Source organism: Duganella sp. LjRoot269, from assembly GCF_964254095.1.
In the GTDB taxonomy this organism is placed as follows: Bacteria; Pseudomonadota; Gammaproteobacteria; order Burkholderiales; family Burkholderiaceae_D; genus Rugamonas; species Rugamonas hordei.
The window spans coordinates 1,483,257-1,505,605 of sequence record NZ_CAXUSL020000001.1 but is presented as its reverse complement, the minus strand read 5'-3'; the positions used below and the strand labels follow the sequence as shown (position 1 = coordinate 1,505,605).

Here is a 22,349-nt window from a genome sequence, read left to right as displayed (position 1 = left end):
ACTACCCGAATCGCCGCTCGGCCCCTATGCAAAACCTCATGCTTGTCGTGCTCGCCGTCTTCCTGGTCGCGCTCAATGGATTCTTCGTGGCGGCCGAATTCGGCATCGTCACGCTGCGCAAGACGCGCGTACGCGCCATTGCCAAGACGCAGGGACTCAAGGGCCGCATCCTGGGCAAGGTGCACGGCGAGCTGGACGCCTACCTGTCCGCCTGCCAGCTGGGCATCACGCTGGCCTCGCTGGGCCTGGGCTGGGTCGGCGAACCGGCCTTCGCCAGCCTGCTGGAACCGCTGCTGACGGCCATCGGCGTCACCGCGCCGGAAATCGTCCACGGCATCGCCTTCGTGTTCGCCTTCTGCGTGATCTCCTTCCTCCACATCGTGGTCGGCGAGCTGGCGCCGAAGTCGCTTGCAATCCGCATGCCGGAGGTGATCGGCCTGTGGAGCGCGCTGCCGCTGTACGGCTTTTACTGGACCATGTACCCCTTCATCTGGGTGCTGAACGAGAGCGCCAACATGGTGCTCAAGCTGGCCGGCCTGTCCGGCAAGGGCAGCCACGACAGCCACTATTCGGTCGACGAACTGAAGCTGATCCTGCGCACCAGCCAGCCGGGCGAAAAGTTCAACAAGGATGAGCGCAACATCCTGGCCCACTCGCTCGATTTCAGCGACCTGGCCGTATCCGACCTGATGCGTCCGATTAACGAGGTGATCGGCCTGTACGCCAACCGCCCGCTGAACGACAACCTGCAAACCATGCTGCGCAACCGCTTCAGCCGCTATCCCTACTACGACAAGGATGGCGAGACGGTGCTCGGCGTGGTGCACCTGAAGGACCTGTTCTTCGCCCAGCAGTCGGGCAAGCCGGTGACCGACCTGGTGCCCTTCCTGCGGCCGGTGGAGACGATCTCGGCCCGCACGCCGGCGCTGGAGCAGTTCCGCCGCTTCCGCGACGGCGCACCGCATTTCGCGCTGATCGGCGAGAAGGGCAAGCGTCCGCTGGGCTTCATCACGCTGGACAACCTGCTGGGCGCGATGGTCGGCGAGATCCACGACGAGTTCCGCCTCAACGAGAACGACTGGCTCAAGCAGCCCGACGGCACGCTGGTCGGCAAGGCCAGCCTGCCGATCTTCTCGCTCGAGCGCACACTGGGCATCGACATCGAAAACGAGGAGCTCGGGCTGGAAGAGGTAGAATCGGTGGGCGGCCTGATTATGCTGAAACTGGGCGATATCCCGAAACAGGGCCAGCGCATCAGTTTCCGCGGTTTCGACATCGTCGCCAAGAAAATGAACGGCCCGCGTATCCTGCTGGTCAAGGTCATCCCGAAGGATGACACCGAGGACAACGCCGACCTGGATTAACCCGGTAGGAGGCACTGTGCTGAGGCGTTCGATCCTGTGCTGTACCCTGCTCTGCCTTGCCGGCGCGCCAGGCGCGGCGCCGGCCGGCGAATGCGGGCATCTGCGTGTCTCCTTCTACGAGGACGGCGCATTGTTCTACCGGGCTCCCGACGGCAGCTGGACCGGCATCGACAAGGACGTGGTCGACGAACTGGCGCGCCGGCTGGGTTGCACGATCGAAGCCAGCGTCGATTCGCGCGTGCGCATCTGGGCCGGCTTTAACGCCGGCACCATCGATATGTCGGTGTCCGCCATCCCGCTGCCCGAGCGGGAAAAAATCGGCCCCATCATCCCCTACATGATCGGACGCAATTACGTCCTGCTGCACAAGGACCTGAGCGCGCGCGTCACCAGCATGGAAAGCTTCCTCGCCGATCCACATTACAAGATCGCGGTGGTCAAGAGCTACAAGCACGGCAAGGCTTACGAGGCGTGGCTGGCGCAGCTGCGCGCCCAGGGCCGCGTGTTCGAGACGGCCGATCATCTTTCCATGCTGCGCCTGTTCAAGCTGGGGCGCGTGCAGGCCGTCATGGCGACGCCGACCACCTGGTATCCGCTGGTGAAACAGGAGCAGCTGGCCGGCACCTACAGCGTCATGGACTGGCGGCCCAAGGACAACATCGTCTCCGGACTGATCCTGTCGCGTCGGCGCATCGACGAAGCCACGGCGGCCCGCTTCAGCCAGGCGGTGCGGGCAATGCGCGACGACGGCACGCTGAGACGCATCTTCACCCGCCACACCGACGCCGAGCGTGCCGCGCAGATGGTCAATTTCTAGGTGCCCTTGGTCCAGTTTTGCAGCAGGCCCAGGCCCACCGCCAGCAAGGTCGGGCCGATGAACAGACCGACAAAGCCGAACGCCAGCACGCCGCCCATCACGCCCAGCAAGACCAGGATGAACGGCAGACTGCTGCCGCGGCTGATCAGCATGGGCTTGACCACGTTGTCGACGCCGCTGATCAGGAACATGCCCCACACCAGCATGAAGATGCCCCAGCCGGTACGGCCTTCGTTGAACAGCCAGATCGCCGCGCCGCCCCAGATCAGCGGCGGTCCGACCGGCACCAGCGAGAACAGGAAGGTCGCCACCGACATCAGCGCGACGGCCGGCACGCCGGCGATCAGGAAGCCGATGGCGGCCACGCCGGCCTGCGCCAGCGCGGTGCCGAGCAGGCCGTACATCACGCCGCGCACGGTGCGGCTGACGGTATCGGCCACGGCCACGCTTTGCGCGCCGATCAGTTTATCCATGCCGGTGGCCAGCGCCGCCAGCATGGCGTGGCCGTCGCGGTACAGGAAGAAGCTGACGAACACCGCCAGGCTGACCTGCGCCACGCCGCTGCCCAGCACCATGCCGCCGCCCAGCAGGAAGCGGCGCGCCGGCTCCAGCAGGTTCTTGGCGACGTTCAGCAATTCCTCGCGGCTGCCCAGCAACTTGCGCAGATAGGTGTCGGCAGCTTCGCCGAGCACCGGAATATCCTTCAGCCACGACGGCGGCACCAAGGTGCCACTATCGATGCCGGCCTTGATCTGGTCGTAGAAATCGGAGGCGTTGTCGGCCACGTTCCAGGTCACCAGCGCCAGCGGCAGGATGATCAGCAGGGTCAGGCCCAGGCTCATGGTGGCGGCGGCCAGCGCGCGGCGCTGCTTGCATCTGGCCAGCAGGCGCTCGTACAAGGGCCAGCTGGAGATGGTGATGGCGGTGGCGAACAGGATCGCGGCCAGGAACGGCCGCAGCACGGTCAGGCAGCCGATCACCAGCAGGACGACGGCCGCGAGGCGGGTATAGGGTTGGAAGCGCTGTCGCATGCGCCCCGCCTCAGGAGGACAGGGACAACAACTGCTTCACGTCATGCACCAGCGGCGCCGGGCCCTGCCCGCTGCGCACCAGCAGGCGGATCTTGCCCTGCTTGTCGAACACATAGCTGGCGGCGGTGTGGTCCATCGAATAGCTGCCCGGCGTCTTGCCCTCCACCTTGGCGTAGAACACCTTGAAATCCTTGCCGACGGCGGCGGTCTGCTCGGGCGTGCCGTACAGGCCGAGGAAACGCTTGTCGAAGGCCGGCACGTATTGCGCCAGCAGTTCGCGCGTGTCGCGCTCCGGGTCGACGGTGACGAACAGCACCTGCACCTGTTCGGCCTGCGGGCCCAGCTCCTTCATCACGGCCGACATCTCGGCCATCGTGGTCGGGCAAACGTCCGGGCACTGGGTATAGCCGAAGAACATGATGACGACCTTGCCCCTGAAATCGGCCATGGTGCGCGGCTTGCCGTGATGGTCGGTCAGCGCGAAGTCCTTGGCGAAGGCGGCGCCGGTCAGGTCGGTGTTCTTGAATTCCAGCCGGGGCGCTGGCTTCTCGCCGCAGGCGGCCAGCAATACGGACAGGGCCACCAGGGCCAGGGCGAGGAGTTTTTTCATCAGATCTTGAAGTAGTGGTCCACCAGCAGCGCTGCGAACAGCAGCGACAGGTAGATGATCGACCAGGTGAAGGCCTTGCGGGCCACCAAGTCGGTGTAGTGGCGGTAGATTTTCCACGCGTGGCGCAGGAACACGGCGTTCAGCACGATGGCGCAGGCCAGGTAAATCAGGCCGCTCATGTGCACCACGTACGGCAGCAAGGTGGTGGCGGCCAGCGCGATCGAATACAGCCAGACGTGGAACTGCGTGAACTGCATGCCGTGCGTGACGGGCAGCATCGGCAGGCCGGATTTGGCGTAGTCGTCGCGGCGATACAGGGCCAGCGCCCAGAAGTGCGGCGGGGTCCAGACGAAGATGATCATCACCAGCAGCCAGGCCTGCATCGGCACGTCGTTGGCGACGGCGGCCCAGCCCAGTGCCGGCGGCATCGCGCCGGACAGGCCGCCGATGACGATGTTCTGCGGCGTGGCCGGCTTCAATATCATGGTGTAGATGATGGCGTAGCCGACGAAGGTGACGAAGGTCAGCCACATCGTCAACGGGTTCACCAGCGAGTACAGGATCCACATGCCGGCGCCGCCGATGACGGCGGCGAAGACCACGGTCTGCGTGACGGTGATGTCGCCCAGCGCCATCGGGCGGCGGGCGGTGCGCGCCATGCGGGCGTCGATTTCGCGCTCGGCCAGGCAGTTGACGGCAAACGCGGCGCCGGCCAGCAGCCAGATGCCCGCCGTGGCGGCGATCAGCACGTGCCAGTCCGGCATGCCGTCGGTGGCCAGGAACATGCCGATCACGGCACAGAATACGGCCAGCTGCGTCACGCGGGGCTTGGTCAGCGCCCAGTACTGTGAAGCGCGGCTGGCGGGTTTGGAGATGGTTTGAGTGGTCATTGGCGTTGCTTGGTGAACTGGGCTTGCCCGAAACCGGCGCCTGAGGCTGCCTTTTTGGCAAGGTCGTACTGGTACTTAGCCTTGTAGTTTAACATGGTAAGCAGCAGGACCAGCATCGCCGCCCCGGCGTTGTGCAGCACCGCGATGGCCAGCGGGAAGCTGAGGAAGATGGTGGCGATGCCGCTGGCGATCTGCACCGCCAGCGTGATGGCGATATTGCGCGCGGTGCGGTGCAGCGCCGCGTGCTCCCACGCGCGCCAGGCCGTGTAGCCGGCCACCAGCGCGACGATGAAGCCGAAATTGCGGTGCACCCAGTGGATCGCCGTCAGCGCGGCAAACGGCAGGTAGTGGCCGGCCGCGGTCTTGCCCAGCTCGCGCCACAGGGTGAAGCCGTGTTCGAAGTCCATGTCCGGCACCAGCTTGCCGCCGCACAGAGGGAAATCGGTGCAGGCCAGCGTGGCGTAGTTGGTGCTGGTCCAGCCACCCAGCGCCAGCTGCACCAGCAGCAGCGCGGCCGAGGCGCCGGCCAGCAGGCGGATGTTGCGCATCGCCGGCGGCGAGGCCGTCACCGTGCGCACCGGCGAGATCAGCTGGTTCTGGCGGCCGCCGTACCAGGCCAGCAGCGCCAGCAGGCCCATGCCCAGCAGCAGGTGGGTGGTGACGATCACCGGCTGCAGCTTCAGCGTGACGGTCCAGGCGCCGAACGCGCCCTGCAGGCAGACAAAGCCGAACAGCAGCGCCGGCAGCCACGGCGCATATTCCGGCCGTGTGCCTTTCGACTTGCGCCACTGATAAATGGATTGCGCCAGCATCGCCACGATCAGCACACCGATCGTCATCGCCAGGTAGCGGTGGATCATCTCGATCCAGGCCTTGACCACGGTCACCGGGCCGGTCGGCAGCAGCGCTTCGGCCGCCGTGATCTGCTCATGCGCGAGGAAGGGATTGGCGGCGCCGTAGCAGCCCGGCCAGTCCGGGCAGCCGAGGCCGGAATCGGTCAGCCGCGTGAAGGCGCCGAACACGATCAGGTCGAAGGTCAGGAACACGCTGACCCAGACCAGCTTGCGGTATTTGTTGGCGTCGGACGAGGTCCACACCAGCGACAGCGGCAGCAGCGCGACCAGCAGCGCGGTCACGGCCATTTGGGCGATGGTGGTCGAGTGCATAGCCGGTCAGCCTATCGCCGAAGCCTTCAGCAGCTTGCTGATGTCCTTGTGGACCTTCTTCACCTTCTCGGTGTCGCTGGAGACGGCCCCTTTCGGGAAGCGCATCATCAGGTTGCCCAGCGGGTCGATCAGGTAGACGTGGTCGGACGCGCGGTCGCCGGCGCCTGGCTCCAGCGGCAGCCACTTGTCGATCACGGCGGCCGGCGCGCGCAGCATGCGGGTGCCGTCGTTGACGCGCATCAGCAGCGTGTCGAGCGGCTGGTCGTCGGTGATCATCCACACCCGCTCGATGCGCTCCATCTCCTTGCCCTGCATGGTGCGCAGCTGGCGCATCGCGAACAGCTGGTCCTGGCAATCCTGCTGGCAGTCGGACGGGCCGACCTTCAGCATGATCCATTTGCCCTTGTAGTTCTCCAGCGTGGCGGGCTTGCCGTCCAGCGTGGTGCTGGCCATGGCCGGGATCGGATGCTCGCGCGGGTCGATCAGCGCGCCGAAGTTGGTCACCCCGCCCTTGGGCTTGATGACGTAATAAGTAAGGTAGGAGCCGACCAGCGGCGCGGCGCAGACGGCCAGCACCAGCAACAGCTTCCAACGCCCACGGCTTTGATTACTTTTGTTTTCCACGTCTGAATCCGTTCACTACAAAGAAGATAACCGCCATCGCCGACAGTGCGTACCACTGGAAGGCGTAGCCCTGATGTTTTTCCACGCCCAGCGACGGCGCCGGCCAGCCGCGCACCATCCGCACATCGTCGCCGGCCGGCTTGGCCGGGCTCGTCTGCAGGACCACGAAAGGCTGCATGGTCAGGCCACTGTCCTTGGCCACCTGCAGCGGATCGGCGTTCTGCACGATGGCTTTCGGCGTCAATACCGGTGTCTTGCCCAACTCCATCACGTGACCGGCATCCAGCCGCGCCGTGCCTTCCAGCGTGACGGTGCCGGCCGGCGTGGCGTAGACCGGTAGTTTGGCGCGGTCGGCCGCGTCGCGCGGCAGCCAGCCGCGCGCCACCAGCACGTGCATGTTCGATCCCGCAATTTTAAACGGCATCAGCAGATAAAAACCCGAGCGGCCGTCCGACGGACGGTTGTCCAGGTACAGCGGCCAGTCGGCGACAAATTCGCCGGTGACGGACACGCGGCGGAACTCCACCGCCTCGGCCGCCAGCGGCGCGCCGTCGAGCAACATCGGCGCGCTGGCGTTGCCCTGCGCCAGCTTGGCCTGCAGCACGATCTTTTGCGCCGCGCGGCGCTGCTGCCAGTTGCCCAGCTGTATGCCGAGCGTGACCACCAGCACGGTCGCCACGAAAGGGATCAGTTTAAAACGGAACGCAATACCCATTACAATGGAACCCCAATCAAACCATCTACCGGTCCTGCCATGAAAATTGCTGTCGCCATCGCGTTTATCCTGATCATCGGCAGCCTGGCTTCCGCCTTCTTCTTCCTGATGCGCGACAAGGGCAAAAGCAACAACACCGTGCGCGCGCTGGCGGTGCGGGTCGGATTGTCGATCGCCCTGTTCGCCGCGCTGCTGATCGCGCACAAGCTCGGTTACATCCAGCCGACCGGCATCCGCGGCTAACTCAGTTGCTAAAAAAAATAGCCGCATCCGGGACGGTCCCGCATGCGGCTTTTTCTTCAGCGCCGCAGCAACATCGCTGCGGCATTATATCGTTGTTACAGCCAGTAGACGACGACGTACAGGCCGAGCCAGACGACGTCGACAAAGTGCCAGTACCAGGCCGCGCCTTCGAAGGCGAAGTGATGGTCCGCCGTAAAGTGGCCGCGCAGCACGCGCACCAGCACCACCGACAACATGATCGCGCCCATCGTCACGTGGAAGCCGTGGAAACCGGTCAGCATGAAGAAGGTCGAGCCGTAGATGCCCGAGGTCAGCTTCAGGTTCAGTTCGGTGTAAGCGTGGTGATACTCAAAGGCCTGGAAGCCCATGAAGATCGCGCCCAGGGCGATGGTGGCGAATAGCCAGAACGCCGTCTGCGCACGGTGGCCGGCGCGCAGCGCGTGGTGCGAGATGGTCAGCGTCAGGCCCGAGGTCAGCAGCAACGCGGTGTTGATGGTCGGGATAGGGAACGGACCCATGGTCTTGAATTCCTGCACGGTGCCGGCAGGACCGACGTTACCCCAGTGCGCGGCGAAGTCAGGCCAGATGAACTTGTGGTCCAGGTCGCCCAGCCAAGGCATGGTGATCGTGCGGGCATAGAACAGCGCGCCGAAGAAGGCGCCGAAGAACATCACCTCCGAGAAGATGAACCAGGCCATCGACCAGCGGTAGGAGTGGTCGACGCGCTGGCCGTACTGGCCGCTCTCGGATTCCTTGATGGCCTCGCCGAACCAGAAATACAGCACGGCGATAATCGATGCCAGGCCAATATAGTTCACGACTGGGCCCCACGAAGCATCATTGACCCAGGCCGAAGCGCCGATCATGGTGGTCAGCAGGGACATGCCTGCCAGCAGCGGCCATTTGGATGGACCAGGCACGAAATAGTACGGTGCCGCGGCGTTATGTGAACTCATCTTCATCTCCCTAAATCAACTTTATTCGAGAATGCTACGTTTTACTTTAAAACTACAAACTTGACGATCGTGATCAGCAGTCCGATAAAGCAGGCCACGCCGATCAATGCCGCGATGATGATGTGCACCGGATTCAATTTCGCCGAATCGGTGTCGAAATCGCTCTTGCGGCGCAGGCCGAAAAACGACCAGAACACCGCCTTCATCGAATACATGAACGACGCCTGTTTCTTTTCCTCTTGCATGGCGCTCACCTTTACTTGGATGCGGTCTTGTCCAGACCGCCCACCTCAAAGAAGGTGTACGACAGCGTAATCGTCTTCACGTCCCTCGGCAGCGCCGGATCGATGAAGAACACCACCGGCATCTGCCGCGCCTCGTGGGGTTTCAAGCTCTGCTGCTTGAAGCAGAAGCACTCGACCTTCTTGAAGTGCGGCATCGCGCTTTGCGGTGCGTAGCTCGGTATCGCCTGCGCGCTGACTTCGCGGTTCTGGGTGTTGACCACCTCGTACATCACCGTCGCCAGCTCGCCCGGATGCACGGTCATGCTGTGCGTCACCGGACGGAAACGCCACGGACCTTGCGCATTGCCGTCAAACTCGATCGTCACGTCGCGCGTCTTGTCGACCTGCGTGTTCGTGTCGGCGCTGACCGTGCCGTCCTTCTGCGTCAGCACGTTGATGCCCAGCGCTTCGCAGATCTGGCGGTAGAACGGGTTCAGCGCGTACGCAAACCCGAACATCAGCACCGCCACCACGATCAGCTTGCCCAGCAGCGTGCGGTTCAGCCCGCCGGTTTCCTTGTCCGACTGTTGGTCATCTTTCACGTCGTCAGCTCAGCCACATCCGTTTTACGAACACGGACAGGAAAAAGAACAGTGCCACGCCGGCCAACAGCAGGCCGGTCCTTGCGTTATTCGGCTTCTTCTGTTCGCCCATGATTACTTGAACTGCGGTGGCGTTTCAAAGGTGTGGAACGGTGCTGGCGAAGGCACAGTCCATTCCAGGCCTTCGGCGCCGTCCCATGGCTTCGCCTCGGCTTTCTTGCCGCCGCGGATGGTCGGCAGGATCACGAAGAACAGGAAGAAGACTTGCGACAGGCCGAAACCGAAGGCGCCGATGGAGGCGATCATGTTGAAGTCCGTGAACTGCGCCGAGTAGTCGGCGTAGCGGCGCGGCATCCCTGCCAGACCCAGGAAGTGCATCGGGAAGAAGGTGACGTTGAACGTGATCAGCGACAGCCAGAAGTGGGTCTTGCCCATGGTTTCGTTGTACATGTGGCCGGTCCATTTCGGCGACCAGTAGTAGAAGCCTGCGAACAGCGCGAACAGCGAACCGGCCACCAGCACGTAGTGGAAGTGCGCCACCACGTAGTAGGTGTCCTGCAGCTGGATGTCGATCGGGGTCACGGCCAGGATCAGGCCGGTGAAGCCGCCGATGGTGAACACGAAGATGAAGCCCACGGCGAACAGCATCGGGGTTTCGAAGGTCATCGAACCCTTCCACATCGTGGCGATCCAGTTGAACACTTTAACGCCGGTCGGCACCGCGATCAGCATGGTCGCGTACATGAAGAACAGCTGCGAGGTCACCGGCATGCCGGTGGTGAACATGTGGTGGGCCCAGACGATGAACGACAGGATGGCGATCGACGCGGTGGCGTACACCATCGAAGCGTAGCCGAACAGCTGTTTGCGGGCGAAGGCCGGCAGGATCTGCGAGACGATGCCGAACGCCGGCAGAATCATGATGTAGACCTCCGGGTGGCCGAAGAACCAGAAGATGTGCTGGTACATGACCGGGTCGCCGCCGCCGGCGGCGTTAAAGAACGAGGTGCCGAAGTGGCGGTCGGTCAGCGTCATGGTGATCGCGCCTGCCAGGACCGGCATCACGGCGATCAGCAGGTAGGCGGTGATCAGCCAGGTCCAGCAGAACATCGGCATTTTCATCAGCGTCATGCCGGGAGCGCGCATGTTCAGGATGGTGACGATGATGTTGATCGAACCCATGATCGACGAGGCGCCCATCAGGTGCATCGCGAAAATCGCCATGTCCATGCCCGGGCCCATCTGGGTCGACAGCGGGGCGTACAGCGTCCAGCCGGCCGCGGTGGCGCCGCCAGGGACCAGGAACGAGGTCGCCAGCAGGATCGCCGCAGGTGGCAGCAGCCAGAACGAGAAGTTGTTCATGCGGGCGAAGGCCATGTCCGACGCGCCGATCTGCAGCGGGATCATCCAGTTGGCGAAGCCGACGAAGGCCGGCATGATCGCGCCGAACACCATCACCAGGCCGTGCATGGTGGTCAGCTGGTTGAAGAACTCAGGCTGGAAGAACTGCAGGCCCGGCTTGAACAGCTCGGTGCGGATCATCAGTGCCAGCACGCCGCCCGAGAGCAGCATGATGAACGAGAACCACAGGTACAGCGTACCGATGTCTTTGTGATTGGTGGCAAACAACCAGCGCGACAAACCATGGGGATGGTCGTGAGCGTGATCGTGATCGTGTGCGTGATCCAAGGTGCTAGTGCTCATTTGTAACGCTCCTGATTACTTACGTGCAGCCACAACTTCGGCTGGTTGAACGATGTTTTCGGCGGCCTTGTTCGACCAGCTATTACGGGTGTAGGTGATGACAGCCGCGATATCCGTATCCGACAGTTGCTTCCAAGCCGGCATTTCGGCGGAGAATTTGCCGCTCTTCTTGCCGTGCAGCAGAACGTTGATCTGTTCAGCCTTGGGACCGTTGACCACTTCCGAGCCGTCCAGCGGTGCGAACGCGCCAGGCACGCCCTTGCCGTTGGCCTGGTGGCAGACCACGCAGTTGGCGCCGTAGACTTTTTCGCCCTTGGTTTTCAGCTCGTCGATGGTCCAGGTCTTGTTTGGATCGTCGGCCAGCGCGGCCATTTCTTTTTTCTTGCCATCGACCCAGGTCTTGTACTCGGCGTCGGTGACGACCTTGACCACGATAGGCATGAAGGCGTGTTCCTTGCCGCACAGCTCGGAGCAGTAGCCGCGATAGGTGCCGGTGTGTTCCGCCTTGAACCAGGTGTCGCGCACGAAACCGGGAATCGCATCCTGCTTGACGCCGAAGGCCGGGATCGACCACGAGTGGATCACGTCGTTGGCGGTGGTGACCATGCGGATTTTCTTGTTGACCGGAACCACGACTTCGTTGTCGACTTCCATCAGGTAGTTGTCGCCGCGCTTCTCGGTCGGCTCGAAGCCGGGCGAGCCCACTTGCGCGCGCGGGGTCGACAGGTTGGACAGGAAGGAGATGCCTTCGCCGTCGCCTTTCAGGTAGTCGTAACCCCATTTCCACTGCATGCCGGTCACTTTGATGGTGATGTCGGCGTTGGAGGTGTCTTTCATGCCGACCACGGTGCGGGTCGCAGGCAATGCCATGCCGATAACGATCAGGAACGGCACCACGGTCCAGGCGATCTCGACCGCGGTGGATTCATGGAAGGTGGCTGGCTTGTGACCCAGCGACTTGCGGTGCTTGAAGATGGAGTAGAACATCACGCCGAACACGCCGACGAAGATGACCAGGCAGACCAGCATCATCCAGGTGTGCAGGCTGTAGATTTCGGACGCGATCTGGGTCGCTGGAGGCTGCAGGTTCAGTTCCCCTGCCACCGGGCCGCCGGTACCGCCGGTTGCCGCAGCGTAGGTACCCGTCGCGGTCGCCGCCGTGTCAGCCGCCCACGCTGGGATACTTGCCGCCATTACCGACAGCCCGAGCATCAACGATTGAAGTCGCTTCGCATGTTTCATGTTTTCCCCAACCACCCAAGAAATTAAAATATTTTTTTAACGACTCCGGATTTCGGTGAACTGAACCGGCGCCGCTCCTTAAACAACTTCAGGCCCCATGCCAGTCCCGTCTGAAAAAATCTTCATGACGCGACCCCGGCGGGACCTTGCGGCCTTTCACCTCGTCCCCAGATACTGCCCTGTGACAACGCAAAAGCCTGATTCTGCTTAATTCAAATGCTCGTTCGTGCTCGTTTCTGCCCGCATGCACCTCAGGTCGCTGGTTTATAGCTGGCGACGTGACATGCTGGCAAAATTAGTCAATGATTATATATAACAACAACGTCCCACATCAAGAAATAATCCAATCCGCAACTATGGCATAGCCCGGGGAACCACACTGTAACCGCAAACCCGCTACTGGCGCGGCTTTCGTGGTAAGTCAAAGCGGATGATCGCCTCGCCTTTGGACGTCATCCGGGGCGCCGGACGGAAGGCGTGGCCATAAATCACCTCGAAAGTCAGGCCCAGCTTGCCATCCGGCCGGCGGCCGCGCTCCAGCGCGTCCAGCATGCGGCGCCATGCCTGCCGGCCCATCAAGCCCCGCCGCAGCGTGCCCAGCGGATTGCCGCCCAGCGCGCGCACGTCGGCCAGCAGGGCTTGCGGCGTGTCGTAGGTGACGGTGATCACTTCCATGTCCAGCACCGGTGTCGAAAAGCCAACTTCCACCAACTGGTCGCCAAAATCGTGCATATCCACGAAAGGCAGCGTGTGCTGGGCCAGGTCGGCCTCGGCAAAGGCAGCCCTCAGCTCGCGGAAAGTGTCCGGCCCGAAGCAGGAAAACATCAGCAGGCTGTTCACCCGCAGCACGCGGCGCCACTCGGCGAACACGCGGTCCGGCTGCGGATGCCAGTGCAGGGCCAGGTTGGACCAGACCAGGTCGACCGAGTTCGGCCCCAGCGGCAGATCGGCGAAATCGCCGCAGACCAGGTCCACGCCTGTCTTGGCCGGCAACAATTTGCTCAACAACTGGTTCAGCGAGGATTGTTTCGCAACCGGCCCCTGCGCCGCAAGCACCATCGCCTCGGCGGCGTCGATACCGAGTATTTGCGCTGCGGGATAAGATTTCTGCAACAGTGGCAGATCGGCACCGGCGCCGCAGCCGGCGTCGAGCACGCGCTGCGGTGCAATTTTGATCAGTTCCAGGCGGTCGAACATGCGCGACGATATTTCCCGGCGCAGGAAATCGGAGGACTGGATGCGTTCGGGACGGCCGAACAGGGCGCGCACGCGCTCCTGGTCGATCGGCGCGCTTAATTTGGGGGGATTTGCGGGGACTTGCATGGTCGATAAGCGTGTAATGCGATAATGCGGCAGTGTACATGGTTGAAGGCAAAAGCGTGATCGAGCTCCCGACTCACCATACGATACGCCGGCTGCTGGGCCGCGCCAGCGGCGGCTTGCTGCGCGCGCTGCTGCCGCTGTCCTGTTCGCTGTGCGCCGCCGACAGCGACGACCTGCTCTGCCCCGGATGCGCTGCCCAATTTTTCGGCAGCGATGCCGCCGTCCCGCGCTGCCCGTGCTGTGCCAATCCGCTGCCGGCGGGCGCGGACAAGCAGCTGTGCGGCGCCTGCCGCAGCCACCGGCCGGCCTTCGACGTCACGCTGGTCGCGGCCGATTACGCGATGCCGATCGACCAGTTGGTGCTGCAGCTGAAATTCGGCCACCGCCTCGCGTTGGCGACGCTGTTCGCCCGCCTGCTGCGCGACGCCGTCCTGCAGCAACCCGGCTTTGCGCTGCCCGCGCTGCTGTGCCCGGTCCCACTCGGCCCCCGCCGGCTGGCCGAACGCGGCTACAATCAGGCCTTGGAAATCGCCAGGCCGCTGGCGCGCAGCCTGGGCGTCGTGCTGCACCCGCGCCTGGCCGTGCGCATGCGCGACACGACGGCCCAGAGCAGTGTCGCCCCCGACCAGCGCCAGCAGAATATCGCCGGCGCCTTCGCCATACCGGACGCGGCCCTGGTGGCGGGCCGCCACATCGGCCTCGTCGACGACGTCATGACCAGCGGCCGCACCTTGAACGAACTGGCGGCAACATTGAAGCGCCACGGCGCCGCGCGCGTGAGCAACCTGGTGTTTGCCCGCACGCCGCCCCATTGAACCGATAGAGGAGAATCACCTTGTTTCACGTCGTACTAGTCCAGCCGGAAATTCCGCCCAACACCGGCAACGTCATCCGCCTGTGCGCCAACACCGGCGCCCAGCTGCACCTGATCGAGCCGCTGGGCTTCCCGCTGGAGGACTCCAAGCTCAAGCGTGCTGGACTGGATTACCACGAGTACGCCCAGATGAAAGTGCACAAGGATTGGCCAGCCTTCCTGGCCGAGGTGCAGCCCGATCCGGCCCGCATGTACGCGATGACCACGCACGGGTCCTCGCCGTTCGCCAACGCCAGCTTCCAGCCCGGCGACGTGTTCGTGTTCGGCTCCGAAACGCGCGGCCTCGACCCGGCCTTCCGCGAAACCTTCCCGCCAGCCCAGCGCATCCGCCTGCCGATGCGCCCCGACAACCGCAGCCTGAACCTGTCGAACACGGTTGCCGTGGTGGTGTTCGAAGCCTGGCGCCAGAACGGCTACGCCGGCGGCGCCTGATACGCCGCAGCGGGCCGCCGCTCGGCGTGCAGCCATACCGACCATGCAACACCGGCCACCAGCAGCACGATCGCCAGCCATTCCAGCGGATGCGGCGCCCGGCGCTGGTAGAGATAACCGTACAGCAGCCCGAACAGCACCTCGAACAGCAGCAGCTGGCCGGACAAGGTCACCGGCACGCGGCGGCTGGCGATGTTCCACAACTGGTTGCCGATCACCGACGCCGCCGTCGCCACCAGGGTAATCACCAGCCAGAAATGCAGCCAGTCGCGCGGCGGGGCGTCGGCCTTGGACGTCATCAGCCAGAGCACCGGCGCCAGCAAAAGTGCGACGAGCCCGCTGCTGATGCCGTACAGCCCCGACCACTCGGCGCTGCTGAAGCGAGGGTTGCGCTTCAGGAAGCGTGCGTTGTCGACCGCATACCAGGTCCAGCAGACCAGCGCGCCGAACGCGCACAGCATGCCCGCGGCCAGCGTGGGCCATGCGGCGACGCCCTCGCCCCGCGAAAGCACTTCGACGTTGATGCACACCATGCCGGCCACCACCAGCAGCAGCGGCCACGCCAGCACGCGCAAAGACACCGCGCCATGATCGCGCCGCCCGAGCAAGGTGACGCTCAGCGGCAGCAAGCCGATCACCAGCGAAGCACCGGCGACGCCGGCCAGCTGTACGCCGCAAGAGAGCAGCAGGTAATAGACGATATTGCCGGCCAGCGCGTGGCGCAGCAGGACCAGATAGTCGGACGGCATCAGCCGCCGCAGCAGTCCCGCCAGGCGCGGCGCCAGCAGTACCAGCATGATCAGCCCGTAGGCCAGGTAGCGCCCCAGCGCCAGTTCCAGCGGCGAAAAGTCCGCCAGCCACTTCGGCAGCACGAAGATCGTGCCCCACATCGCCCCGGCCGCCAGGCCGCACAACACGCCATACCACATACCGCCTCCTGTCATCGAAGCGGTGATTGTCGGCGCGGACTGCCGGGAAGGATTGTGCAGGGCTAGCGGATTTTTGTCTGATCCTGCCGTTCGCGCTTGCGATAGGCCAGCGGCGTGACATCCAGTGCGCGGCGCATCGCATGGGTCAGCGCGCTCTGGTCGGCGTAGCCGGCCGCCATCGCCAACTGGGCGATAGGCAGATCGGTTTCCGCCAACTGGCGACACACCCAGCGCAGGCGCATGTCGGTCAGCCAGGCCAGCGGCGTGGTCTGCAGCTCATCGCGGAACACGCGGTGCAGGCTGCTGACGCTCATATGCGCGGCCCCGGCCATCGTCTCGGTGCTCCACGGCTGGCCGGGATGTGCCTCGATGCGGCTCAACGCGGCCAGCAGGCGTGAAGCCGGCCGGATCTCCTGTTGCGCCAGCGACTCCAGCAGCAGCGGTGTCCAGTTGGCCAGCAAGGCCGGGCTGGCGCCGGATTGCGCGCGCATCAGCGCGATGAAGTCGATCAGCTTGGCCGCCGGCGCGCTGATTGGCGCATACGGCCGCTCGGCCAGCCGTCCGGCGGTTTCCTCGGGCACGGCCGCCAGGTCGAAGTCCAGTATCAGCGATTGATTCGGTTCGCGGGAGAATTGCGTATGGACCAGGCCCGGCTCGATGAACGCCGCGCGCAGCGGATGCGCGATGCCGCCGGCGCCGTCGATGTCCAGGGTCAGCTTGCCCTTCAGCGGCAGCACCAGCTGGGCGAAGCTGTGCACGCCCGCCGACGGTACGGCATCGTAGCTGCGGAGATCGATTTCGGTAGGCATGGTGCCGTCAGTTTAGCACCTCCGCTGTCAACGGAAATACAGCATGCGGGTGAAGAAGGTGTAGCCGGACTCCAGCCACATCAGCCAGGCCAGCACCAGCAGGCAGGCGGGCGGCGCCAGGATGGCGTACATCAGCGCCGCGCGCTCCCAGCGCAGGTGCATGAACACCGCCACGATCAGCCCGGCCTTGGCTATCATCAGCAGCAGGATCAGCGTCCAGCGCAGATAGCTTTCGACGTGGAAGAAATCGACCAGGTAGGAAAACGTGCTGAGCACGAACAGCAGCAGCCACACCTTTAGGTACAGGCCGATCGGATGCGTGGTCGATTCCATGGCGCCCCCTACCAAAGATAAAACAGCGCAAAGATGAACACCCAGACCAGGTCGACGAAGTGCCAGTACAGGCCGGCGATTTCGACGATCTCGTATTTTTCATAATGGCCGCGCCGCACCCGCGCCGCGATGATGCTCAGGTAAATCACGCCGGCCGTCACGTGCAGGCCGTGGAAGCCGGTGATCATGAAGAAGCAGGCGCCGAACTGCGCCGCGCCGTCCGGATTGGCCCAGGGCCGCACGCCCTCGCCGATCAGCTTGCTCCACTCAAACGCCTGCATGCAGACAAAGGTCGCGCCCAGCGCGGCGGTCAGCAGCATCAGCCGGGAGCACATCGCCCGCTCGCCCCGGTAGGCGTAGTTGACCGCCATCGCCATCGTGCCGCTGCTGGTGATCAGCACGAACGTCATGATGGCGATCAGTATCAGCGGCAGCTGTGTGCCGCCTATCGTCAGCGAAAACACCTCGCTGGGATTGGGCCAGGCCGCCGTGGTCGAGATGCGCACCGACATATAGCCGGTCAGGAAACTGCCGAAGATGAAGGTGTCGCTGAGCAGGAAGATCCACATCATCGCCTTGCCCCACGGCACACGAAACGCCTCCCGATCACCCGACCAGTCCGCCACCATGCCTTGCCAGCCTGCCGTCTTGTCGCTCATGGCGCGCCTCCGCAAATCTGCTGCACCAGTTCCGGCGTCAGCCAGAACAACAGCGCGAACATGACCAGCCACAATCCCAGCAGGAAATGCCAGTAGCGCGCGCACAGCTGTATCGTCGCCACCCTGCCCGCCGCCCACGTGGCGGCAACCAGGCCGCCGATCACGTGCAGGCCGTGCAGTCCGGTGATCAGGTAAAAGAAACTGTTGGCCGGATTGCCGTCCAACGCGAAGTTGGCCGCCATCATGGCTTGCCACGCCCATAGCTGCGAGGCCAGGAAGGCCAGTGAACACAGACACGCCAAGCCATAGGCACGCCACGACACCGCCGTCTTGCCGCCGTCCGCCGCGCGCCACGCGCGCTGCCACGCGGCGCTGGCCAGCGCCAGCAATGCCGTGCTGAGCCACAGTTGCCACGGCACGAACGGCAGCGGCCGCCAATCCGGCAGCCCCATGCGCATCACATAGGCCGCGCTGAACAGGAAGAACAGCATGGCGATCACGCCCATCAGCAGCCACAGGCCGGTGCGCCGGGCGGCGGTGCCGGCATGCCCGGTCACCAGGTAAAGACTGGAATTCATGGCGTGCTTTCCTCCTCGGACAGCTTGGCCGCGGCGCCCGCCGGCCGCCGCCGTGCCTCTTCGTCAGGCCCCTGGTTTTGCGGCAGGTAGTCGCTGTCGCCGTCCTGCCGGCCGTAGTCGTACGCGCCGCGATACACGACCGGCAGCTGCTCGCCCCAGTTACCGTGCACCGGCGGCGTTTGCGGGGTTTGCCACTCGAGGCTGGCGGCGCGCCACGGATTGCCGCCGGCCGCACGCCCGTGCACCGCGCTCCAGCACAGGTTCAGCAGGAACAACAGCTGCGTCGCACCGACCACCAGCGCGACGATGGTGATGAACGCGTTCAGCGTCTGCGCAGATTCCGGAATGAACGAATAATTTTCATACGCGTAGTAGCGGCGCGGCATGCCGAGCAAGCCCAGGTAGTGCATCGGGAAGAAGATCAGGTAGGCGCCGATGAAGGTCACCCAGAAATGCACGCGGCCCAGCATGACGTCGTACATGCGCCCGCTGACCTTGGGAAACCAGTGATACAAACCGCCGAACACCGCCAGCACCGGCGACACACCCATCACCATGTGGAAGTGCGCGACCACGAAGTAGGTGTTGGACAGCGGGATATCCACGCTCACGTTGCCAAGGAACAGCCCGGTCAGCCCGCCGATGACAAAGGTGCTGATGAAGCCAACGGCAAACAGCATCGGCACCGTCAGGTGTATGTCGCCGCGCCACAAGGTCAACGTCCAGTTGTAGACCTTGAGCGCGGTCGGCACCGCGATGATCAGCGTGGTGGTGGCGAAGAAGAAGCCGAACAGCGGATGCATGCCGCTCACATACATGTGGTGCGCCCACACCACGAAGCTGAGTCCGCCGATGACGATGATCGCCCACACCATCATCTTGTAGCCGAAGATCTGCTTGCGCGCATGCACGCTGATCAGATCGGAAATAATGCCGAACACCGGCAGCGCCACGATGTACACCTCGGGATGGCCGAAGAACCAGAACAGGTGCTGGAACAGCAACGGACTGCCGCCCTGGTGCGGCAGGTGCTGGCCCATCGACACCACGGCCGGCATGAAGAAACTGGTGCCCAGCGCCTTGTCGAACAGCATCATCACGCCGCTGACGAACAGCGCGGGAAAGGCGAACAGCGCCAGGATGGTGGCGGTAAAGATGCCCCATACCGTCAGCGGCATGCGCATCAGGGTCATGCCCTGGGTGCGCGCCTGCAGCACCGTGGTGACGTAGTTCAGCCCGCCCATCGTGGCCGCCGCGATGAACACCAGCAGCGACACCAGCATGACGACGATGCCCCACTCCGTGCCCGGCGTGCCCGGCAGGATGGCTTGCGGCGGATACAGCGTCCAGCCGGCGCCGGTGGGACCGCCCGGCACAAAAAAGCTGCTCGCCAGTATCAGCACCGCCAGCAGGTAGAACCAGTAGCTCAGCATGTTCAGGAAGGGAAACACCATGTCGCGCGCGCCGACCATCAGCGGGATCAGGTAGTTGCCGAAGCCGCCCAGGAACAGCGCCGTCAGCAGGTACACCACCATGATCATGCCGTGCATGGTCATGAACTGGTAGTAGCGGCTGGCGTCGATGAAGGCGAACTTGCCGGGAAAGCCCAGCTGCAGCCGCATCAGGTCGGACAGCACCAGCCCCACCATGCCGATCGCCAGCGCCGTGATGGTGTACTGGATCGCGATCACCTTGTGGTCCTGGCTCCACACATAGCGCGTCCAGAAACTCTGGGGATGCCCGCCGCCGTAGCTCATCGTCGCCTCCTACTGCTTGATGGTCTTGATGTAGTCGACCAGTTGCCCAACCTCGGCCGGACTCAGCTGCTGAGCCGGCATGATGGGCTGATAGCCCTTGACGACGCGCGCGGCCGGATTGGTGATCGATTCCCGCAGATACGTCTCGTCCACGTGCACAGAGGCGCCGTCGTTCATGGTTTCGTTTTTGCCGAACAGGCCCTTCCACGTCGGCCCCACGCCGGGATTGCCGTCCACGCTGTGGCAGGCCGCGCAGCCGCGCGACTGCGCCAGCAGCCGGCCCTGTTTGCCGGGCTCGTCGCCGCCGGCCGACACCGCCGACATCCGCGCGGTAAACGTCGGCTGCGCCTCCAGCCAGGCCTGGTAGGCCGGGCCGTCGTCGACCACCACGTAGCTGCGCATGTTGAAATGGCCGATGCCGCACAGCTGCGCGCACATCACCTCGAACTTGCCGGTCCGCGAAGGCGTGAACCAGAACGACGTCACCATGCCCGGCACCATGTTCATGCGGGTGCGGAATTCCGGCACATAGAAATCGTGCAGCACATCCTGCGCGCGCAGCAGCACGCGCACCGGCCGGCCGACAGGAATATGCACTTCCTGTCCCTCGACCAGCAGGTCGTCCTGGCCGCTGGGATCGGCCGGATTCAGGCCATAGGGATTGCTGTTGTTGATGAAGCGCACGTCGGTACTGCCCAGCTTGCCGTCCTTGCCGGGCAGGCGGTAGTGCCACTGCCACTGCTGGCCCAGCACTTCAAACACCATCGCATGGGCCGGCGGATCGATCAGCTTGGCGTACACCGACAAGCCCGGCGCCAGCATCGCGATGATGCCCACCGTGGTGGCGCCGACCAGCCACCACTCCAGTTTTGTACTGCCATGCGCGGCGGCCGCGCGCACGCCGTCCTGATGCTTGAACGTCACCAGCGCATACGCCACGAACAGGTGGATGACGACGAACAGCAGGCCGGTGATGGCGAAGGTCAGCAGCAGCGCGTCATCCATCTGCTGCCAGTTCGACGCGATCGGCGTCAGCCACCACGGACTCATGTAATGAAATTCCAGGGCGCCAACTACGATCAGTATCAATACGAGAGCTAACGCCATGGCCTCTTCCTGAAGCTAGCGCGGCCGGCTCGGCCGTTCCAGCTTGAGATAAATGAAGGCTGCGGCCATGCCGAAAATGACATGGGCAATGGCCGTCGGCCACCCTCGCAGCGCTACGAACCATGTATAGACCGCGGCCATGCCATAAAAGTTCAGCGCGTAGAGCAGCAATCCGAACACGGCGCCGGCGGCCAGCGCCAGGCCCATGCTGGAATCAAGACGGAACGGCGCGATGATGGCGGCCAGCACGACGCCGAACGCCACGCCCAGCGAGTAGTGCACCAGCAGCGCGGCGACGGTGACGCCGAGACTGTAGCCGCTGCCTTGCAGCGCGTCCCAGCCCATCACCAGCGCGGCGATCATGTGGGTCGCCAGCCAGGGATCGTCGCGGCCGGTCGCGGCCAGCCAGATCGGCTCGAGCAGCATCAGCACGCCGCCGGCGCCGAAGCCCGCCACCGCAGCGGCGGCCCAGTCCGGCAGGCGCGCCTGCCAATGATGTGATTGCAGATGCAGTTCCATGATGTCTCCTCTCCGGATACCTGTGCGGCATTCAGTCTAGGAGTTTTTTCAGGACCTGTCAGCCCGCGCACGACTCGAAAACGACAGCCATAAAGCGAGCGCGCCGGCGCCAAGCAGACTCGTGCAGACGGTGCTGGCGGCCACCAGCGCGGCCGGGTTGCGCAAGCCCAGCAGGTCGGCCGCGAACGCCAGCGACACTGTCGCGATCAGCTGGGCCGGGCAGAGGAAGCGCAGCTGGCGAAAGGCGCGCGCGTCGCCGCGCCGCCAGAACTTGAGCGCGACGGCAAACGCGGGCCCCCACAGCACGCCGAGAAAAACCAGCGCGGCAAAGGCGGAGAGCAGGATGCGCATGAAGAACTTAAGGACGCTGGGCGCGCACCTTGGTCAGCAGCTTGGTGGTCGAGCGGTCATGCTCGAAATCGATGGCGATGGCCTGGCCGCCGTAGGCCAGCACGGCCTGGCCTTCCGGGATCGCGTCCATCTGGTAGTCGCCGCCCTTGGCGTAGATTTCCGGACGCGCCTGCTGCACCACTTCCAGCGCGGTGTCCTCGTCGAAATCGACCACCAGGCTGACCGACTCCAGCGCGGCCAGCACCGCCATGCGGTCGGCGCAGGTGTTGAGCGGACGATCGTCGCCCTTGCCCAGCCGCTTGACGGAGGCGTCGGTGTTGGCCGCCACCACCAGCGAGGCGCCCAGCGCGCGCGCCTGCGCCAGGTAGGTCACATGGCCGCGGTGCAGGATATCGAACACGCCGTTGGTCAGCACCACCGGCTTGGGCAGCGCGGCCACGCGGGCGGCCAGTTGTTCACGGGTGCAGAGCTTGGTTTCAAATTGAGGCAT

Annotated in this window: 28 protein-coding genes; 5 read left to right on the top strand and 23 right to left on the bottom strand. The window is 64.2% G+C overall.

Features of this window, described 5'->3' with window-relative positions; translation table 11 throughout:
• The first annotated feature begins 26 nt into the window (after positions 1-26).
• Entirely contained in the window at positions 27-1,364 is a 1,338-nt protein-coding gene (locus ACSQ3S_RS06650) for a hemolysin family protein (RefSeq protein ID WP_176654685.1), read from the top strand.
• A gap of 16 nt (positions 1,365-1,380) precedes the next feature.
• A complete protein-coding gene (locus ACSQ3S_RS06645) occupies positions 1,381-2,181 on the top strand; it encodes a substrate-binding periplasmic protein (protein WP_436141915.1) in 801 nt (266 codons plus the stop codon).
• Here ACSQ3S_RS06645 and ACSQ3S_RS06640 read toward each other — a convergent pair.
• From ACSQ3S_RS06640 to ACSQ3S_RS06615, 6 genes are read right to left on the bottom strand one after another with little or no spacing between them, the layout of a single operon-like run.
• Complete coding sequence (locus tag ACSQ3S_RS06640; RefSeq protein ID WP_353399686.1) at positions 2,178-3,212, bottom strand: AI-2E family transporter; 1,035 nt, start codon at positions 3,210-3,212, stop codon at positions 2,178-2,180. The two genes, ACSQ3S_RS06645 and ACSQ3S_RS06640, sit on opposite strands and share 4 nt — an antisense overlap.
• Positions 3,213-3,222: 10 nt before the next feature.
• The gene (locus ACSQ3S_RS06635) at positions 3,223-3,822 is read right to left on the bottom strand and encodes an SCO family protein (RefSeq protein ID WP_436141914.1); all 600 of its coding nucleotides are present in this window, start codon (positions 3,820-3,822) and stop codon (positions 3,223-3,225) included.
• Complete coding sequence (cyoE, locus tag ACSQ3S_RS06630; protein ID WP_176654689.1) at positions 3,822-4,712, bottom strand: heme o synthase; 891 nt, start codon at positions 4,710-4,712, stop codon at positions 3,822-3,824. The genes ACSQ3S_RS06635 and cyoE overlap by 1 nt, the downstream gene beginning before the upstream one ends.
• Entirely contained in the window at positions 4,709-5,878 is a 1,170-nt protein-coding gene (locus ACSQ3S_RS06625) for a COX15/CtaA family protein (protein ID WP_353399680.1), read from the bottom strand. The genes cyoE and ACSQ3S_RS06625 overlap by 4 nt, the downstream gene beginning before the upstream one ends.
• A 6-nt stretch (positions 5,879-5,884) precedes the next feature.
• A complete protein-coding gene (locus ACSQ3S_RS06620; protein ID WP_436141913.1) occupies positions 5,885-6,502 on the bottom strand; it encodes an SCO family protein in 618 nt (205 codons plus the stop codon).
• On the bottom strand, positions 6,486-7,217 hold the full coding sequence (locus ACSQ3S_RS06615; protein ID WP_176654691.1) for an SURF1 family protein: 732 nt from the start codon (positions 7,215-7,217) through the stop codon (positions 6,486-6,488). Before ACSQ3S_RS06615 ends, ACSQ3S_RS06620 begins: the two co-directional genes overlap by 17 nt.
• 39 nt (positions 7,218-7,256) lie before the next feature.
• Here ACSQ3S_RS06615 and ACSQ3S_RS06610 point away from each other — a divergent pair, with 39 nt between their 5' ends.
• Complete coding sequence (locus ACSQ3S_RS06610) at positions 7,257-7,460, top strand: twin transmembrane helix small protein (RefSeq protein ID WP_176654692.1); 204 nt, start codon at positions 7,257-7,259, stop codon at positions 7,458-7,460.
• Between the two features lie 95 nt (positions 7,461-7,555).
• Here the strand turns inward: ACSQ3S_RS06610 and ACSQ3S_RS06605 are convergent, their stop codons facing one another.
• The 7 genes from ACSQ3S_RS06605 to ACSQ3S_RS06575 form a co-directional block, all read right to left on the bottom strand.
• Positions 7,556-8,416, bottom strand: a complete 861-nt coding sequence (locus ACSQ3S_RS06605; protein ID WP_176654693.1) for a cytochrome c oxidase subunit 3 — start codon at positions 8,414-8,416, stop codon at positions 7,556-7,558.
• 41 nt (positions 8,417-8,457) lie between these two features.
• Positions 8,458-8,661 (bottom strand): DUF2970 domain-containing protein, encoded by a 204-nt coding sequence (locus tag ACSQ3S_RS06600; RefSeq protein WP_176654694.1) that lies wholly within the window; start codon positions 8,659-8,661, stop codon positions 8,458-8,460.
• An 11-nt stretch (positions 8,662-8,672) separates the two neighbouring features.
• Positions 8,673-9,242: a cytochrome c oxidase assembly protein gene (locus tag ACSQ3S_RS06595; protein WP_436141912.1), complete on the bottom strand. Its 570-nt coding sequence runs from the start codon at positions 9,240-9,242 to the stop codon at positions 8,673-8,675.
• Positions 9,243-9,246: 4 nt separating this feature from the next.
• Positions 9,247-9,354 carry a cytochrome oxidase small assembly protein gene (locus ACSQ3S_RS06590; protein ID WP_217430623.1) on the bottom strand — a complete coding sequence of 36 codons (108 nt, stop codon included), beginning with the start codon at positions 9,352-9,354 and terminating at the stop codon, positions 9,247-9,249.
• Positions 9,355-9,356: 2 nt separating this feature from the next.
• On the bottom strand, positions 9,357-10,946 hold the full coding sequence (gene ctaD, locus ACSQ3S_RS06585) for a cytochrome c oxidase subunit I (protein WP_176654696.1): 1,590 nt from the start codon (positions 10,944-10,946) through the stop codon (positions 9,357-9,359).
• 15 nt (positions 10,947-10,961) lie between these two features.
• On the bottom strand, positions 10,962-12,188 hold the full coding sequence (gene coxB, locus ACSQ3S_RS06580) for a cytochrome c oxidase subunit II (protein ID WP_176654697.1): 1,227 nt from the start codon (positions 12,186-12,188) through the stop codon (positions 10,962-10,964).
• Between the two features lie 396 nt (positions 12,189-12,584).
• Positions 12,585-13,511 carry a methyltransferase domain-containing protein gene (locus tag ACSQ3S_RS06575; protein WP_436141911.1) on the bottom strand — a complete coding sequence of 309 codons (927 nt, stop codon included), beginning with the start codon at positions 13,509-13,511 and terminating at the stop codon, positions 12,585-12,587.
• Positions 13,512-13,570: 59 nt separating this feature from the next.
• Between ACSQ3S_RS06575 and ACSQ3S_RS06570 the strand changes: the two genes are divergently transcribed.
• Together ACSQ3S_RS06570 and trmL are read left to right on the top strand one after the other, a co-directional pair.
• Positions 13,571-14,326, top strand: a complete 756-nt coding sequence (locus ACSQ3S_RS06570) for a ComF family protein (RefSeq protein WP_436144997.1) — start codon at positions 13,571-13,573, stop codon at positions 14,324-14,326.
• Positions 14,327-14,346: 20 nt separating this feature from the next.
• Positions 14,347-14,817: a tRNA (uridine(34)/cytosine(34)/5-carboxymethylaminomethyluridine(34)-2'-O)-methyltransferase TrmL gene (gene trmL, locus ACSQ3S_RS06565; RefSeq protein ID WP_176654700.1), complete on the top strand. Its 471-nt coding sequence runs from the start codon at positions 14,347-14,349 to the stop codon at positions 14,815-14,817.
• On the opposite strand, the gene ACSQ3S_RS06560 is transcribed toward trmL, so the two are convergent.
• From ACSQ3S_RS06560 to rfaE2, 10 genes are all read right to left on the bottom strand, one after another.
• Positions 14,799-15,746, bottom strand: a complete 948-nt coding sequence (locus ACSQ3S_RS06560; RefSeq protein WP_436141910.1) for a DMT family transporter — start codon at positions 15,744-15,746, stop codon at positions 14,799-14,801. The genes trmL and ACSQ3S_RS06560 overlap by 19 nt on opposite strands.
• 62 nt (positions 15,747-15,808) lie before the next feature.
• Positions 15,809-16,555, bottom strand: a complete 747-nt coding sequence (locus tag ACSQ3S_RS06555) for a helix-turn-helix domain-containing protein (protein ID WP_436141909.1) — start codon at positions 16,553-16,555, stop codon at positions 15,809-15,811.
• A gap of 27 nt (positions 16,556-16,582) precedes the next feature.
• Complete coding sequence (locus ACSQ3S_RS06550; protein ID WP_436141908.1) at positions 16,583-16,888, bottom strand: cytochrome C oxidase subunit IV family protein; 306 nt, start codon at positions 16,886-16,888, stop codon at positions 16,583-16,585.
• A gap of 8 nt (positions 16,889-16,896) precedes the next feature.
• Positions 16,897-17,547 (bottom strand): heme-copper oxidase subunit III family protein, encoded by a 651-nt coding sequence (locus tag ACSQ3S_RS06545; protein ID WP_436141907.1) that lies wholly within the window; start codon positions 17,545-17,547, stop codon positions 16,897-16,899.
• Positions 17,544-18,125 carry a bb3-type cytochrome oxidase subunit III gene (locus ACSQ3S_RS06540; RefSeq protein WP_436141906.1) on the bottom strand — a complete coding sequence of 194 codons (582 nt, stop codon included), beginning with the start codon at positions 18,123-18,125 and terminating at the stop codon, positions 17,544-17,546. Before ACSQ3S_RS06540 ends, ACSQ3S_RS06545 begins: the two co-directional genes overlap by 4 nt.
• Entirely contained in the window at positions 18,122-19,882 is a 1,761-nt protein-coding gene (gene ctaD / locus ACSQ3S_RS06535; RefSeq protein WP_436141905.1) for a cytochrome c oxidase subunit I, read from the bottom strand. The genes ACSQ3S_RS06540 and ctaD (ACSQ3S_RS06535) overlap by 4 nt, the downstream gene beginning before the upstream one ends.
• Positions 19,883-19,891: 9 nt before the next feature.
• Complete coding sequence (locus ACSQ3S_RS06530) at positions 19,892-20,989, bottom strand: c-type cytochrome (RefSeq protein ID WP_413447057.1); 1,098 nt, start codon at positions 20,987-20,989, stop codon at positions 19,892-19,894.
• A gap of 15 nt (positions 20,990-21,004) precedes the next feature.
• Entirely contained in the window at positions 21,005-21,508 is a 504-nt protein-coding gene (locus ACSQ3S_RS06525) for a hypothetical protein (RefSeq protein WP_436141904.1), read from the bottom strand.
• 48 nt (positions 21,509-21,556) lie between these two features.
• Complete coding sequence (locus tag ACSQ3S_RS06520; protein ID WP_176654709.1) at positions 21,557-21,859, bottom strand: hypothetical protein; 303 nt, start codon at positions 21,857-21,859, stop codon at positions 21,557-21,559.
• A 7-nt stretch (positions 21,860-21,866) separates the two neighbouring features.
• Positions 21,867-22,349 (bottom strand): D-glycero-beta-D-manno-heptose 1-phosphate adenylyltransferase, encoded by a 483-nt coding sequence (rfaE2, locus tag ACSQ3S_RS06515; protein WP_176654710.1) that lies wholly within the window; start codon positions 22,347-22,349, stop codon positions 21,867-21,869.